This window comes from Pengzhenrongella sicca (assembly GCF_017569225.1).
Lineage (GTDB): Bacteria > Actinomycetota > Actinomycetes > Actinomycetales > Cellulomonadaceae > Pengzhenrongella > Pengzhenrongella sicca.
In genome coordinates this window covers 2,317,065-2,332,037 of record NZ_CP071868.1, presented here as the reverse complement: position 1 = coordinate 2,332,037, position 14,973 = coordinate 2,317,065, and the positions used below count along the sequence as shown (strand labels likewise).

Genomic DNA, 14,973 nt, shown 5'->3' with positions numbered 1-14,973 from the left:
TCACCGGCCGGGAGCGAGGAGATCGCCGATGTCGGCCAGGCGGTCGAGCACCTCGTCGGGGGTCAGCTGCCGCAGCTCGTCGTCGTCCAGCTCGGCCCAGGTGCGGGGGGCGGCGACGGTCGGGCGGTCGCGGCCGCGCAGCGAGTACGGCGTGATCGTGGTCTTGGCCGGGTGGTTCTGCGACCAGTCGAGGAGCACCTTCCCGCCGCGCAGGTTCTTGGTCATCAGCGCGACGATCTGGCGTGGGTGCTCGGCGGCGAGCTCGTGGGCGAGGTCGCGCGCGTACTGGCGCACCTCGAGCACCGTGCGCCGTCCCCGCAGCGGGGCGTACAGCTGCAGGCCCTTGCTCCCCGAGGTCACCGGGACGGGCTCGAGCCCGTCCGCGCGCAGCCGGTCCGCCACGAGGTGCGCGACGCGCGCGCAGTCGTGCAACGCCGCGGGCGCGCCCGGGTCGAGGTCGATCACGAGCCGGTCGGGGTTGCGCAGCCCGCCGCGCGGCCCGACGCGCCACTGCGGGGTGTGCAGCTCCAGGGCACCCTGGTTGGCCGACCACACGAGGCTCGGCAGGTCGTCCAGGAACGGCAAGGTCAGCATCGTGCCCTCGTCCTCGGCGCCGGGCGACGCCGCGAGGCGCTGCCGGCGCACCCAGTCCGGGGCGCCGGCCGGGACGTTCTTCTCGAAGAACTGCTGCCCGGCAACGCCGTCGGGGAACCGGATCCTCGTCACGGGCCGGTCCTTCAGCTGCGGCAGGATCGCGTCCGCGACGCGCGCGTAGTAGTCGATCACCTCGGCTTTCGTCATCCCGACCGCCGGGTACATCACCTTCTCCAGGCTCGTGATGCGCACCTGCCGGCCGGCTACGTCGACGAGCTGCCCGCCGTCGCGGGGGCTCACGGCTCGTCCCACGGGTCGGGGGGGCTGTCGTCCCGCACGCCGCGCACCACGGGCTGGCGCAGGCGGCCCGTCGGCGTCCGGGTGAGGTAGACGACGTCGACGACGAGCGTGGGCTCGCACCAGTGCGTGCCGCGCGCGTCCAGGGCGGGCACGGGCTCGTCGAACGGGCTCGCGTCGCGCGCACGCGGGACGAGCAGCTCGGTCAGAGCGGCGCCGATCGGGCCGGTGAGGCCGCTGCCCGCGCGGCCGAGGTAGCGCAGCGCACCGGTGGCGTCGGGCGCGCCGAGGAGCACCGCACCGAGCCGCCCCGACCCCGTGCTCTCCGCGCGCCACCCGCCGACGAGGGCCGCCCGCGTGAACCGGTGCGCGGCCTTGACCCAGTCGTGGGAGCGCCGGCCCGGCTGGTAGGTCGACGCGCGCCGCTTCGCGACGACGCCCTCGAGCCCGTGCTCGCGCGTCACCTCCCACAGGTCCGCGCCGTCGTCGTACACGGGTGAGAGCAGCGCGGGCGCCGGCAGGTCGAGGCGTTCGAGCGTCGCGCGGCGCTCGTCGAACGGGCGGCGCGCGAGCTCGACGCCGTAGAGCGCGGGCACGTCGAACACCATGTAGCTCACGGGGCGCTGGGCCGCCAGGGCGCGGGCCCGGGCGGGATCCTGGACGTGCATGCGGTCCGCGAGCGCGGCGAACGACGGGCGGCCGTCGACCATCGCGACAACCTCGCCGTCGAGCACGGCGCCCTGGATCTCCCCGAGCCCGCCGAGCTCGGGATAGGAGACGGTGACGTCCCGGCCGGTCCGGCTGAGCAGCCGCAGGGGCCCGCCCGTGGTGTCGGCGAGGAGCCGGACGCCGTCCCATTTCACCTCATAGGCCCAGCCTGGGCCGGTCGGAAGCGCGGCGGGATTCGCCGCTCGGGTAGCGAGCATGGGCTGCACGGGTCCATCCTGCCCACAGAGGTCCGTTTCGTCGCGCCGTGCGCGCACCGGCAGCGCCGGTGCGCCCGAGACGGACCACATCGAGTCGGGAGGTGGCCTGTGCGGGCAATCTGGAAGGGCGCGGTGGCGTTCGGGCTGGTCAACGTCCCGGTCAAGCTCTACTCGGCCACGGGCGAGCACGAGGTCCCGCTGCATCAGGTGCACCGCGCCGACGCGGGCCGGATCCGGTACCGCAAGACGTGCAGCGTCTGCGGCGAGCCGGTCGAGATGAGCGACATCGCGAAGGGCTATCAGACCGACGACGGCGAGATCGTCGTGCTCACGGACGAGGACCTCGCGGAGCTCCCGCTCGCGACGGACCGCGAGATCTCGGTGCTCGAGTTCGTCCCGTCGGAGCAGGTCGACCCGATCCTGCTCGCCAAGACCTACTACCTCGAGCCCGAGAAGACCGCGGCGAAGCCCTACGCGCTGCTGCGGGAGGCCCTCGCGGCGAGCGACCGGATGGCCGTCGTCAAGGTCGCGCTGCGCCAGCGCGAGTCGATGGCGGTGCTGCGGGTGCGCGGCGACGTCATCTGCCTGCAGACCCTGCTCTGGCCGGACGAGGTGCGCGCCGCGGAGTTCCCGGTGCTCGACGCCGACATCTCGGTCCGCCCCCAGGAGCTCCAGATGGCGTCGTCGCTGGTCGACTCGCTCGCCGCGGACTTCGACCCGTCCGCGTTCGAGGACCGGTACCAGGCGGCGCTCGAGACGCTGATCGAGTCGAAGGTCTCGGCCGGCGCGACCCGGTCGGTGCCGGCCGCCGAGGGGGCCGACGGCGCCACGTCGGGCGCGGGGGAGGTCATCGACCTGCTCGCCGCGCTGCAGCGCAGCGTGGAGAAGGCGCGCGAGGCCCGCGGCGAGCCCGTGCGTGCGTCGACCTCGGCCGGGGGCAAGGCTGCGGTGCCGGCGAAGAGGGCGCCAGCGAAGAGGGCGCCAGCGAAGGCGGCGGCGGCGACGAAGCGGGCGACCCCGGCGACGCCGGCCACGAAGGCCACCGCGGCCAAGACGACCGCGACGAAGGTTGCCGCGGCGAAGACGACCGCGGCGAAGACGAGCGCAACGAAGGCACCCGCCGCGAAGGCCGCCGCGGCGAAGGCGCCCGCGAGGAAGGCCACCGCCGCGAAGGCGGAGGGCACCCGAGCCGCGACCCGCCGTCGCGCGTCCTGACGCGGGCCTGACGTGGCACGCGAGCGCGCCGGGCGCGCCCCGGAACAGGTCGATACCGGCCCGACGGGCTCCACGGGCGCGCCAACCGCCGACGCCGCGGCTGCCCGCGAGGAGGTGACGGCCACCCTGCGGCGGATCGCGCTCCTGCTCGAACGCGGCCGGTCGCGCTCGCGCGGCGAGTCCTACCGCAGCGCGGCGTTCCGCGGCGCCGCGCGGACCGTCGAGGCGACCGAGCCGGCGCAGCTGCTCGCCCTCGCGGCGGCCGGCCGGCTCAAGGACCTGCCCGGGGTGGGGGACCGCACCGCGGGCGTGATCGAGGCCCGCCTGTCGGGGCGGCCGGTGGCCTACCTCGACGAGCTCGAGCGGGAGGCGGTCGCCCACACGGGGCCGGGGCAGGCGCTGCGCGCCGCGCTGCGAGGCGACCTGCACGCGCACACGGACGAGAGCGACGGCGGCAGCCCGCTGCAGGAGATGGTGCTCGCGGCGATCGACCTCGGGCACGACTACCTGACCATCACCGACCACTCGCCGCGGCTGACGGTCGCGCACGGGCTGAGCCCGGCCCGGCTGCGGGCCCAGATCGACCAGATCGCGGCCCTCAACGGTGCCCTCGGCGCGGCCGGTTCCACGTTCCGGGTGCTCACCGGGATCGAGGTCGACATCCTGGACGACGGCGCGCTCGACCAGGAGCCGGAGCTGCTCGCCGAGCTCGACGTCGTGGTGGCCTCGGTGCACTCGAAGCTGCGGATGGAGCGCGCGCCGATGACCCGGCGGCTGCTCGCCGCGGTCGCCAACCCCCACGTCGACGTGCTCGGGCACTGCACGGGGCGCCAGGTCACCGGCCGGCTCCGGCCGCCGAGCACGTTCGACCACGAGGCGGTGTTCGCCGCGTGCGCCGAGCACGGCGTCGCCGTGGAGATCAACAGCCGGCCCGACCGCCTCGACCCGCCGCACGCGTTGCTGCAGTCCGCGATCGACGCGGGGTGCCTGTTCACGGTCGACACCGACGCCCACGCCCCCGGACAGCTCGACTGGCAGTGGGCGGGCTGCGACCGCGCCGTCGCGCACGACCTCGAGGCGGACCGTGTCGTCACCACCTGGCCGGTGGACCGCCTGCTCGCCTGGACCGGCCGGGCGACGGCGACCGACGGCGGCCGACGGCGCGGCCCGGCCCCGCGGGGCGCGTCATGAGGGTCGCCGTCGTCGGCGCGAGCGGGAACGTTGGCACGGCGCTGCTGCGCGCCTTCGCGGCCGACCCGACCATCACCTCGGTCGTCGGCCTCGCCCGCCGCCCGCCGGCGCCCGAGGTCGTCGCGGCGCGCACCCTGCCCGCGCCGTACGACGCCGCCTCCTGGCTGCGCTGCGACATCGCCGCCCCCGGACCGGACGATCGCGCGATCGAGCTGCTGGCCCGCGCGATGGCGGGCGCGGACGCCGTCGTGCACGCCGCGTGGGCCGTCGTGCCGAGCCACAACCGCGCCGCGCAGCGCCGGACAAACGTGCTCGGCGCGCGGCGCGTCGTGGCCGCGGCGCTGCGGGCGGGCGTGCCCCAGCTCGTGGTCGCGTCGTCCGTCGGCGCGTACTCGCCGTCGCCCGACGACACGCCGCGGCCCGAGCGGTGGCCGACCGGCGGGGTGCGCGGCTCGGCGCACAGCGCCGACAAGGTCGCGGTCGAGCGACTGCTCGACGAGACCGAGGAGCGGCACCCGGAGCTCACGATCGCGCGGATGCGGTCGGCGCTCGTGGTGCAACGGGTCGCCGGCAGGCAGCTGACCCGCACCGTCCTGGGGCCGCTCCTGCCCGCGCGCGGGCTCACCGAGCTCCGCGTCCTGCCGTGGCCCGCCGGGCTGCGGGTGCAGGCCGTGCACGCGGACGACCTCGCGGCGGCGTACCGCGAGGTCATCGTGCGCCGCCAGCGCGGCCCGTTCAACGTTGCGGCCGACGACGTGCTCCACGCGGGTGACGTCGCCGCGATCGTCGCGGGCGGGCGCCACCGCGACCTGCCGTTCGCCCTGGTCCGCGCGGCGGTCTCGGGCGCCTGGCACGCGCGCGTGCTGCCCGTGAGCCCGGGCTGGCTCGACCTGGCCGCGGGGGTTCCCGTGCTCGACTGCGCGCGGGCGCGGGAGCTGCTCGGTTGGCGGCCCCGCCGCACGAGTGCCGAGGCCGTCGCGGAGCTCGTGGCCGGCATCGCGGCGGGCTGCGGCACCTCGAGCCCGCCGCTGCGCCCCCGCCGCGGCGTCCACCCGGACGCCGGCTGAGGTCGGCCGCGGTCAGTCGGTCGGATCGGGCGAGCTCAGGTCGACCCCCGCGGCGCGCAGCTCGCGGCCGAGGTGCTCTCCGTCGGGCCCGGAGGCGAAGGGCACGCCCGCGGCGGTCACCCGGGACCGGGCGTCCGAGGCGTCCGGCGACGGAACCGGCGCGCCGCGCGCGAGGGTCTGCTCGGCGCCGCTGAGCCGGCGGATCGCGACGGCGCGCACGAGGTCGGGCCGCTCGGCGGCGAGTTCGGCGTAGATCTCGGGGTCGCGCTGGCCGTCGTCGCCGACGAGCAGCCACCGGATGTCGGGGAACTCGGCGACGAGGCGGCGCAGGCTCGCGCGCTTGTGGTCGGCGCCGCGGCGGAACCACCCCGTGTTCGTCGGGCCCCAGTCCGTGAGCAGCATCGGCCCGGCGGGGTACCCGGTCCGGCGCAGGAAGCGCTGCAGCGCCGGTGCGGCGTTCCAGGCGCCGGTGGACAGGTACAGCACCGGCACGCGCGGGTCCTCGCGCAAGAGCTGCTGGTACAGCCGCGACATCCCCGGCACGGGGCGGCGGGCGTGCTCGTGCAGCACGAGCGTGTTCCAGATCGCCAGCAGCAGCCGGGGCGCCCAGGTGACCATGACGGTGTCGTCGATGTCGCTGACCAGGCCCGCGCGCACCTGCGGATCGACCACGAACACCCGCGCGGTCACGCTTCCGGTCGCGACCGTCAGCTGGATGTCGTGCCAGCCCGGCGCGAGGTCCGACGCCACGACGGCGTCGACGTAGCCGCCCCGGTCGGAGGTGACCCGGTGCACGCTCGCGCCCGCCCGCACCTCGACGATCGCGCCCTTGACCTGGGCGGTCGCGAGGCTGCGCCAGCCGCGGACGCTGCGGTGCGGCTCGTCGTGGGGGGCGAGCGCCGGGGTCTGTGCCGCGCCGGGCGGGGGCGGCGGCGAGAGCACGACGCGGGCCAGCACCCGCACCCAGCCGGGCGCACCGTAGCCCGTGAACGGCTCGATCCGGGTGCGCCAGCCTCGCGCCCAGAGCCAGTGGGCGACGCGGCGGTTGACCACGTCCTCGAAACGGGCAGAGCGATGGAGGCGGTCGTCGTCGGACGAGGTCGGGTGCGGCACCCGACCATCATGGGTGCGCCGCGGCGATCGCGCCTGCGCGCTAGCTCGGCACGCTCGTCACGGTGGTCAGCAGGAAGACCGCGTCGGTGAGCGCGACCACGGCGTGCCGGTGGTGCGTCAGCAGGTACAGCCCGCCGGCCGGCACCTCGACGCCGCTCTTCTCGTCAGTCACGCGCACGCGGCCGCGCAGCACCTGCAGCGACGCCGCCGGCGGGGCGTTGTGCTCGCGCAGCTCGCTGCCCGCGGTGAGCGCGATGATCGTCTGGCGCAGCTCACCGTCGTGCACCACGACCTCGGCGCTGCGGCCGCGGTCGGACGCGCGGGCGGCGGCGAGGTAGGTGTCGGCCAGGGCGGGCAGTTCGAGCACGGTGACTCCTTCGAGGGGGGCGGCGCCTCGCGGCGCCCGATCGATCAGCTCGCGCGATCGGGCTCCGTGGTGGGCCGGCCGGGCTCCCGCTCGTCGTCGAGCAGGGCGAGCAGCGTTTGGGCGGCCGCGTCCAGCCGCGCCCGCTCGGCGTCGTCGGCGAACGCCAGGGCGTCGGTGGCGCCCCCGACCTGGCCGGCGAGCAGGGCGTCCATCGCGGTCGCGCCCCGGGACCGCACCGACCGGCGCACGAGCGGCATGTCGGGATGGGCGACGGCGAGCAACGCCTCGTACTTGACCTCGGCGCGGTGCATCCGCAGGTGCTCGTCGAGGGACCAGCCAGGCCCGTTCGTGAGCGTGACGCCGCACGCGCAGTCGAGCTCGTTCACCGCGCCGGGGAGCGTGCGGACGACCCCGGCCGTGTGGTGCTCGGCGCGCACGCGCGCCCCGACGCGACGGATCCGCGCGCTCACCGGCTCGATCTCACCCACGCCCTGACCCACGCCCTGACCCACGCCCTGCTCCGTTCGCTCGACGACGCCGCCATCTTGCCGCACGCGGCCCCGCGGCCCCGCATCGCGCGTCAGGACGAGTACGTCCAGTGCCACGTCTCGCGCGGGGTGTCCTCGGCGAACCCGTACCGGGCCGCGTTCTCGCGCATCCAGGCGAGCGCGCTCGCGTCGAGGCCGAGGTCGAGGCTCCGGCCCCAGCCGTGGTCGGAGGTTCCTGGCACGGCGGCGAGCCCGCCGTTCGAGTACAGCCCCTTCCGGTCGGCGACGTCGACCTGGCTCGCGTACGAGCGGTAGGAGTCGGTGATCGTGATCGCGACGCCGTCGGCAGCGGCCGCAGCCGAGAGCCGCTCGAAGGCCCCGCTCGCCGGCGCCCACAGCCGGTGCCCCGTCGACCCGATCTCGTCGAGGGCCGCGGCCGGGATCTGCCCGTTGCCGTAGGCCGCGAGCTCGGCCGGCGCGCCGTCGGCCGTGAGCGCTCCGGACGCGGCGGGGGTGGCGGCGCCGATCGCGACCTCGGACGCGAGCGCCGACGCGAACGCCGCCGCCGCCGTTCCGGCGGTCGCCGTCGCCGTGCGCGGGGTGAACGACGCGAGGGCGGTCTGGATCTGCGTGATGCGGGTGCTGATCGCGGCGATGCCGTCCACGGGGGGTCCTGTTCCGGCTGGTGCGCTGGAGAGCGCGAGGGTCGACCCGCCGGGGCTCGATCGGGTTCGCCGTGCCTATCGGCCGATGTGGGTCCGCTGTGAGCGGAACGCGCGCGGCGCCGCCCCGCGGCAGGGCCGTTGACCGGGCCTGGGCCGAACCGTACCGTTCGGTAACACCGCGCGTCCCGCCGTCGCCGGGCCCCGACCGGGCCCGCGCGCCGCCATCGACGCCGGCGGCTGCCCCACCCCGACACGGCTGCGAGGACTCTTCGATGACCGGCTTCCCGACGGTGTACCTGCCCGACGTCCTGCTCGAACGCGCCCCCGCGCTGCGCGCGCACCTGCTCGCGCACGGCGTCGCGGCGCTGCCCGACCCGGCGGCCGTCGACGTCGTCGTGGCGGTCGCCGGTGCCGACGAGAGCGCGGCGCGACGGGACGGGGCCGGCGTCGTCGTCCTGCTCGGGGCCGAGCCCGTCGCGGCCGAGCTGCTCGTGAGCTGCGGGATCGTCGCCACGGCGACCGATGGGGCGCCGCGGTCGCTCGAGGTCGCGGCGGTCGACCCGGCCACCGCGCCGTCCGGCGCGCCCGACCTGCTGGCGTGGACGACGGCGCCCGCCCTGCCCGTGGTCGCGACGCTCACCGTGCGCGAGCCCGCGACGGCCGCGCTGCGCCTGGTCGGGCGCGCGGGGCAGCCCGGCGCCGTCGTCGGGGCGCTGCGCGATCGGACGGGTGACGCCGGCGTCGGCCGGGTCGTCGCGCTCGGGCTCGACCTCACGGCCGGCGCCGCGGGCGGCGACCTGCGGGCCGCCGAGACCGCGGCGGCGCTGCTGCTCAACGTCGTGGTGTGGTCCGCCCGGCCGACCGCGGCCACCGGTCGGGCCGCGGGCGACCGGGCCGGCGCCGCGCAGGCAGGCCTCGCCTCCGATCCCGCCTGGCTCCGCCTGAAGGAGGCCGTCACCGCCCTGCAGCCGCTGCAGGCCCAGGACGGATCCGTCCCTGACCCGCGCCACCACCCGCAGGCCCGGGACCTGGTCGAGGTCATCTGCGCGGCGACGGCCGAGCTGGCCCCGCACCTGCCGACCGACGCCGACTACCTCGCGGCGCTGGTCAAGGACTTCGGCCGCTGGAGCGACGGGGGGTTCGCGATGCCCGACTTCCTCGACGCGCTCGAGGCCTTCCACCCCGAGCTCGCCCGCACCGACGGGCTCGTGCACCTCGTCATCTTCCCGATGTACACCCAGAACGGCAGCACGGACCGCAAGGTCGAGGCCGTGCTGCTGCGCGTGCTGTGGCCCGAGTTCGTCGCCGGCCTGGAGGCCTCCGCCTACTCGAACCCGATGTTCGTGCCGATCACGTTCCTCGACTTCACGTCCGGCTACGACACCAACTCTGCGGTGCTCTTCCCCGAGACGGTCGCGATGCGCGAGGTCCCGCGGTTCACCTGGGGGGCGATCTTCGCGGACCGGGAGGCCGCGCGGTTCCGGCGGGTCGTGCGGTCCGCGGCCGCGATCACGCGCCTGGCGCTGCCGCCGGACGCCGACCGCCTCCTGAGCGACCAGACGCTCGCGCAGGAGACGTTCGTGCTGTGGGACCTCATCCACGACCGCACGCACATGCGCGGGGACCTGCCGTTCGACCCGTTCATGATCAAGCAGCGGATGCCGTTCTTCCTGTACTCGCTCGAGGAGCTGCGCTGTGACCTCACGGCCTTCCGCGAGGCGGTGAAGCTCGAGGCCGACGGCGTCCCGCACGCTCGCCTGGTGCAGTACGCCGTGATCTTCGACCGGATCTTCCGGTTCGCGGTGAGCGGCACGCGGGTGCGCAACTACGACGGCCTCGGCGGGCAGCTGCTGTTCGCGTGGCTGCACCAGCACCACGTGCTGCACTGGACGAACAGCCGACTGACGATCGACTGGCCGCTCGTGCCGGCCGCCGTCATCGCCCTCGGCGACGAGATCGACCTGCTCTACTGGCGCTCGATCGACCGGCCCAAGGTCGCGCACTGGCTCGCCGCGTACGCGCTGGTGTCCGGGACGCTCACCCCGCACCCCGCGTCGGCCTGGGCGCGCGGGGCGGACGGGCTCCCGCTGGACGGCCCGCCGAAGGGCCTGACCGACGCCGTGCTGCCCGACGAGTTCCCGCTGTCGATGTTCTACGAGGCGCTCGGCCGCAAGATCGGCGACGTCGTGGCCTCGACCGCGGGGATCACGGCGTGAGCGCGCCCGCCGGCGTGCGCGAGAATGTCGCGGTGAACACCCTCCACGACCCCACCGCCCGCGGTTTCGCCTCCGACAACTACGCGGGCGTGCACCCCGAGATCCTCGCCGCGATCGCCGCCGCCAACGGCGGGCACCAGGTCGCCTACGGCGAGGACGTGTACACCGCGCGGCTGCAGGAGGTCATGGCGACCCACTTCGGGCCGCGCGCGCAGGCGTTCCCGATGTTCAACGGGACGGGCGCCAACGTCGTCTCGCTGCAGTCCATGCTGCCGCGTTGGGGCGCGGTCATCTGCGCGGAGACCGCGCACATCCAGTCGGACGAGAACGGCGCGCCCGAGCGCGTCGGTGGGCTCAAGCTGCTCACCGTCGCGACCCCCGACGGCAAGCTCACGCCCGAGCTGGTCGACCGGCAGGCCTGGGGCTGGGGCGACGAGCACCGCGCGCAGCCCGGGGTCGTGTCGATCACGCAGACCACCGAGCTCGGCACCGCGTACACGGTGGCCGAGGTCACGGCGCTGGCCGCCCACGCGCACGAGCTGGGGCTGGGCGTGCACATGGACGGCGCGCGCATCGCGAACGCCGCCGCGAGCCTCGACCTGCCGCTGCGCGCGTTCACGACGGACGCCGGGGTGGACCTGCTCTCGTTCGGGGGCACCAAGAACGGGCTGCTGTTCGGGGAGGCCATCGTCGTGCTCGCCCCCGAGGCGTCGACGGGACTGGGCTACCTGCGCAAGATGGACATGCAGCTCGCCTCGAAGATGCGGTTCGTCTCGGCCCAGCTCATCGCGCTGCTCGAGGGCGACCTGTGGCTGCGTTCGGCGCAGCACGCGAACGCGATGGCCGCCCGCCTGCGCGCCGCGGTCGAGCCCCTCGACGGCGTCACGCTCACCCAGCAGACGCAGTCCAACGCCGTCTTCGCGATCCTGCCTGCCGGCGTCGCGGATCGCCTGCGCGCGTCGTTCCGGTTCTACGACTGGAACGAGGCCACGGGCGAGGTCCGGTGGATGTGCGCGTTCGACACGACCGAGGCCGACGTCGACGCGTTCGCCGCCGCCCTGCGCGCCGAGCTCAAGGCCTGACCCCGGGGGCCCGACCCCGAGCTCCCGCCGGGTCCCGGCCCAGCCGGCAGGCTTGTTCGGGCGCTTACCAGTTCGAGGGCTTGTAGTCCTTGAGGAAGACGCCGAGCAGGTCGTCCCCGGCCTCGCCGCGGACGATCGGGTCGTAGACCCGGGCGGCGCCGTCGACGAGGTCGAGCGGGGCGTGGAACCCCTCCTCGGCGAGGCGAACCTTCGTCGGGTGCGGGCGCTCGTCGGTGATCCAGCCGGTGTCGACGGCGGTCATCAGGATGCCGTCCTCCGCGAGCTCGCCCGCGCTGGTCCGGGTGAGCATGTTGAGCGCGGCCTTCGACATGTTCGTGTGCGGGTGCCCGGGGCCCTTGTAGCCGCGGGAGAAGACGCCCTCCATCGCGGACACGTTGACGACGTACTTGCGCCGCGCGGGCGCCGCCTTCATCGCCGCGCGCAGCCGGCTAATCAGGATGAACGGCGCCGTCTGGTTGCACAGCTGGACCTCGAGCAGCTCCAGCGGGTCGACCTGGTCGACCGTGGCGACCCAGCTGTTCGTCGCGTGCGTGTCGGGCACGAGCCCGCCCGCGTCGATCGCGGTGCCCGCCACGAGCCGAGCCAGCGTCGCCGCCTGCGCCGTGAGCGCGAGGCCAGCCACGCCGCCTGCGTCGGTCGCGGCCTCGACCTGCGCGACGGCGTCGGACAGCGCCGACACGGACCCCGCCAGCGCGCGCGGGTGCGCGTCGCTCGTGTGCCCGTAGGTGATGAGCTCCGGCATCCGGCCCGCCGGGAGCGGGGTGAGCTCGGCGTCGGCGAGCCGCGAGTAGGCGCCGGGGGAGCGGCGCACCGTCTGCGCGGCGTTGTTGATGAGGATGTCGAGGGGGCCCGCGGCGATGACCTCGTCGGCCAGCGCGACGACCTGCGCCGGGTCGCGCAGGTCGATCCCGACGATGCGCAGCCGGTGCAGCCACTCGCCGGAGTCGGGCATCTGGCTGAACCGGCGCGCCGCGTCGCGCGGGAACCGGGTCGTGATCGTCGTGTGGGCGCCGTCGCGCAGCAGGCGCAGCGCGATGTACATGCCGATCTTCGCGCGGCCGCCCGTCAGCAGCGCGCGGCGACCCGTGAGGTCGGTCCGCGCGTCGCGCTTGGTGTGGTGGAACGCGGCGCACTCGGGGCACAGCTGGTGGTAGAACGCGTCGACGTCGCGGTAGAGCTCCTTGCAGATGTAGCACGCGCGGGCCCGCAGCAGCGTGCCCGCGAGGGCGCCCGGCGCGGCCGAGGCCAGCGCGATGCCTTGCGTCTCGTCGTCGATCCGGCCGGGGCTGCCCGTCGCGGTCGCGGCGACGACGGCGAGGTCGGCGGCCGAGATCGCCGCGCGCTTGGTCAGGCGTCGGTCCTTCTTGACCGCCTTGAACAGCGACGACGTCGCGCGCCGGGCCGCGAGGTTGGCGGGGTGCTCCGCCGGCAGCTCGGCGAGCTCGCGCGCGACCCGCAGGAAGACCGCCATGTCCGCGGGCGCCGGTTCCTCCGCGCCGTCGGCCGGGACGGGCTCGGCCCCCGACGCGGCGAGCGCGTCGGGGGTCGGGTCGTCGAGCGGGTGTCGATCGCCGAGGTCGGCAGTCATGAACGTCCCGTCGAGTGCGTCGTACTGGGTTCAGTACGCCGCGTTGCGGTGGTAGGTCTTGCGCTCGGTCGACGGCGCGCGGTGCTCGCGCGGGCCGGTGCTCGAGCCGCTCGGGCGCGACGGCGCGTGGTTGGTGCGCGGCGCGGGGCCGTCGTCGAGGCGGATGCGAAGCGGCTGGCCGGCGACCCGTGCCCGGGAGATGCGGTCGAACGCGTCCTGGGTGAGGTTGCCGGAGATCTCCACGAGGCTGAAGCTCGGGAAGATGTCGATCTTGCCGAGGTCCTTGCCCGTCAGGCCGCCCTCGTTCGTGAGCGCGCCGACGATGGCGCCGGGCTGGGCGCCGTGCGAGGCGCCGACGGCGACGCGGTAGCGCGTGCCGCCCTCGGTGCGGCGCGAGGCCGCGCCGCCGCGGGGGCCGTTGCGGTTCTCGCCGCGGCTGTCGCGCGAGTCGTTCCTGCCGCCGCGCTCGGGCCGCTCGGGGCTCATGCGGGCCCGGGCGAGCGCCTCGTCGAGGTCCTCGCCGTGACCGGTGCGCGCCTGCGGGCCGTCGTCGCCGACCGCGAGGGCAGCGAGCGAGGCCACGAGGTCCTCGATGTCGACCTCGGGGTTCTTGGCGAGGAACACGGCGACGGACTCGCGGTAGAGCTCGAGGCGGCCGGCCTCGGTGCGGGCGTTGACCTTGCCGAGCAGCTGCTGCACGCGGTGCGCGGACACGTCGGCGGGAGAGGGGAGGGTCATCTCGATCAGCGGCGTGCGCGTGAGGCGCTCGATCTGGCGCAGGCGGTGCTGCTCGCTCGGCGTGACGAACGTGAGCGCCTCGCCGGTACGGCCGGCGCGGCCGGTGCGGCCGATGCGGTGGACGTAGATCTCCGGCTCGCTCGGCGCGTCGAAGTTCACGACGAGGCCGATGCGGTCGACGTCGAGGCCGCGGGCCGCGACGTCCGTCGCGACGAGCACGTTCAGGGCGCCGCTGCGCAGGCGCTCGACGATCTTCTCGCGCTCGCCCTGGGCGACGTCGCCGCTGATGTAGGCCGCGGAGATGCCGCGCTCGACGAGCGCGCTGCCGACCTCTTCGGCCGCGCCGCGGGTGCGGACGAAGACGATGGCGGCCTCGGCCTCGGTCACGGCGAGCACGCGGGCGAGCGCGCCGGCCTTGTGCCGGAACGGAACGACGGCGTACGACTGCTTGACCGAGGTGACGGTCGAGGACTGCCGCGACGTCGCGATCTCGACCGGGTTGGTCATGTGCTGGTTCGCGACGCGGCGGATCGCGGGCGGCATCGTCGCGGAGAAGAGCGCGACCTGACGCTCGACCGGCGCGAAGCTGAAGATCTTGTCGACGTCCTCGGCGAAGCCCATCCGCAGCATCTCGTCGCCCTCGTCGAGCACGAGGTACTTGACGTCCTCGAGGTGCAGCGTGCCACGCTCGATGTGGTCGATGACGCGGCCGGGGGTGCCGACGACGATCTGGGCGCCGCGAGCCAGCGCGCGCTGCTGCGGGACGAACGGCGAGCCGCCGTAGATCGCGATGACCTCGACGCCGTGCATGTGCTTGGCGAACGACTCGATCGCCTCGGCGGTCTGCATCGCGAGCTCGCGGGTCGGGGCCAGCACGAGGGCCTGCACCCGGCCGAGCTGCGGGTCGACCGCGGCGAGCAGCGGCAGGCCGAACGCCGCGGTCTTGCCGGTACCGGTCTGCGCGACGCCCGTGATGTCACGGCCGCTCAGCAGCGCGGGGATGGCCTGGGCCTGGATCGCGGTCGGCTCCGTGAAGCCGAGGTCCGCGATCGCGCGCAGGAGCGAGGCGGGGAGATTCAGGTCCGCGAAGCCGGCGGCCTCGGGCGCCGCGGCGTTTGCGGGCGCGGTGCCGTTTGCGGGCGCGGAGGAGTCAGAGGAAATCGTCATGTGAGATGTAAACCGTTCCGTCGCGTGGGAGTCGTGTACGGGTGCCAGGTAGCGGACCGCAGGTCGCTCTCCCGAACACATCGACGGTGATCGAACCACCGGCACATACACACGAGGGATGAGGCGACGAAACTCCAAGATCAGGGGCTAGTCTACCTGGTCTTCCCGGCCTGCGGGCGTGACGTCGCGCACAGGCTCGGCTCGTTGCGCCCAGAGGCGGTGCGCCTCGACGCTCGGC

Annotated in this window: 13 protein-coding genes; 5 read left to right on the top strand and 8 right to left on the bottom strand. The window is 75.1% G+C overall.

Annotated features, from left to right (window positions below; genetic code table 11):
• Positions 1-894 carry a non-homologous end-joining DNA ligase gene (gene ligD, locus J4E96_RS10645; protein WP_227422086.1) on the bottom strand — a complete coding sequence of 298 codons (894 nt, stop codon included), beginning with the start codon at positions 892-894 and terminating at the stop codon, positions 1-3.
• The gene (gene ligD, locus J4E96_RS10640; RefSeq protein ID WP_319637780.1) at positions 891-1,817 is read right to left on the bottom strand and encodes a non-homologous end-joining DNA ligase; all 927 of its coding nucleotides are present in this window, start codon (positions 1,815-1,817) and stop codon (positions 891-893) included. Before ligD (J4E96_RS10640) ends, ligD (J4E96_RS10645) begins: the two co-directional genes overlap by 4 nt.
• 108 nt (positions 1,818-1,925) lie before the next feature.
• On the opposite strand from ligD (J4E96_RS10640), the gene ku reads away from it, so the two are divergent.
• The 3 genes from ku (at position 1,926) to J4E96_RS10625 (ending at position 5,290) form a co-directional block, all read left to right on the top strand.
• Positions 1,926-3,032 (top strand): non-homologous end joining protein Ku, encoded by a 1,107-nt coding sequence (gene ku, locus J4E96_RS10635; protein WP_227422084.1) that lies wholly within the window; start codon positions 1,926-1,928, stop codon positions 3,030-3,032.
• 114 nt (positions 3,033-3,146) lie between these two features.
• Positions 3,147-4,223 carry a PHP domain-containing protein gene (locus tag J4E96_RS10630; RefSeq protein ID WP_227425732.1) on the top strand — a complete coding sequence of 359 codons (1,077 nt, stop codon included), beginning with the start codon at positions 3,147-3,149 and terminating at the stop codon, positions 4,221-4,223.
• The gene (locus tag J4E96_RS10625; protein WP_227422083.1) at positions 4,220-5,290 is read left to right on the top strand and encodes an NAD-dependent epimerase/dehydratase family protein; all 1,071 of its coding nucleotides are present in this window, start codon (positions 4,220-4,222) and stop codon (positions 5,288-5,290) included. The genes J4E96_RS10630 and J4E96_RS10625 overlap by 4 nt, the downstream gene beginning before the upstream one ends.
• Before the next feature lie 12 nt (positions 5,291-5,302).
• Here the strand turns inward: J4E96_RS10625 and J4E96_RS10620 are convergent, their stop codons facing one another.
• From J4E96_RS10620 to J4E96_RS10605, 4 genes are all read right to left on the bottom strand, one after another.
• Complete coding sequence (locus J4E96_RS10620; protein ID WP_227422082.1) at positions 5,303-6,403, bottom strand: App1 family protein; 1,101 nt, start codon at positions 6,401-6,403, stop codon at positions 5,303-5,305.
• 40 nt (positions 6,404-6,443) lie between these two features.
• Positions 6,444-6,770, bottom strand: coding sequence for a cupin domain-containing protein (locus J4E96_RS10615; protein ID WP_227422081.1), 327 nt, complete (start codon positions 6,768-6,770; stop codon positions 6,444-6,446).
• Positions 6,771-6,814: 44 nt separating this feature from the next.
• Positions 6,815-7,258, bottom strand: coding sequence for a hypothetical protein (locus J4E96_RS10610; protein ID WP_227422080.1), 444 nt, complete (start codon positions 7,256-7,258; stop codon positions 6,815-6,817).
• Positions 7,259-7,350: 92 nt separating this feature from the next.
• Positions 7,351-7,923, bottom strand: coding sequence for a M15 family metallopeptidase (locus tag J4E96_RS10605; RefSeq protein WP_227422079.1), 573 nt, complete (start codon positions 7,921-7,923; stop codon positions 7,351-7,353).
• A gap of 839 nt (positions 7,924-8,762) precedes the next feature.
• On the opposite strand from J4E96_RS10605, the gene J4E96_RS10600 reads away from it, so the two are divergent.
• Both J4E96_RS10600 and J4E96_RS10595 read left to right on the top strand, forming a co-directional pair.
• On the top strand, positions 8,763-10,139 hold the full coding sequence (locus J4E96_RS10600) for a DUF6421 family protein (RefSeq protein WP_406620459.1): 1,377 nt from the start codon (positions 8,763-8,765) through the stop codon (positions 10,137-10,139).
• Positions 10,136-11,221, top strand: a complete 1,086-nt coding sequence (locus J4E96_RS10595; protein WP_227422078.1) for a threonine aldolase family protein — start codon at positions 10,136-10,138, stop codon at positions 11,219-11,221. The genes J4E96_RS10600 and J4E96_RS10595 overlap by 4 nt, the downstream gene beginning before the upstream one ends.
• 64 nt (positions 11,222-11,285) lie before the next feature.
• Here the strand turns inward: J4E96_RS10595 and J4E96_RS10590 are convergent, their stop codons facing one another.
• Together J4E96_RS10590 and J4E96_RS10585 are read right to left on the bottom strand one after the other, a co-directional pair.
• Positions 11,286-12,830, bottom strand: coding sequence for an SDR family oxidoreductase (locus tag J4E96_RS10590; protein ID WP_406619734.1), 1,545 nt, complete (start codon positions 12,828-12,830; stop codon positions 11,286-11,288).
• Between the two features lie 30 nt (positions 12,831-12,860).
• Complete coding sequence (locus tag J4E96_RS10585; protein ID WP_227422077.1) at positions 12,861-14,735, bottom strand: DEAD/DEAH box helicase; 1,875 nt, start codon at positions 14,733-14,735, stop codon at positions 12,861-12,863.
• Between the last annotated feature and the right edge of the window lie 238 nt (positions 14,736-14,973).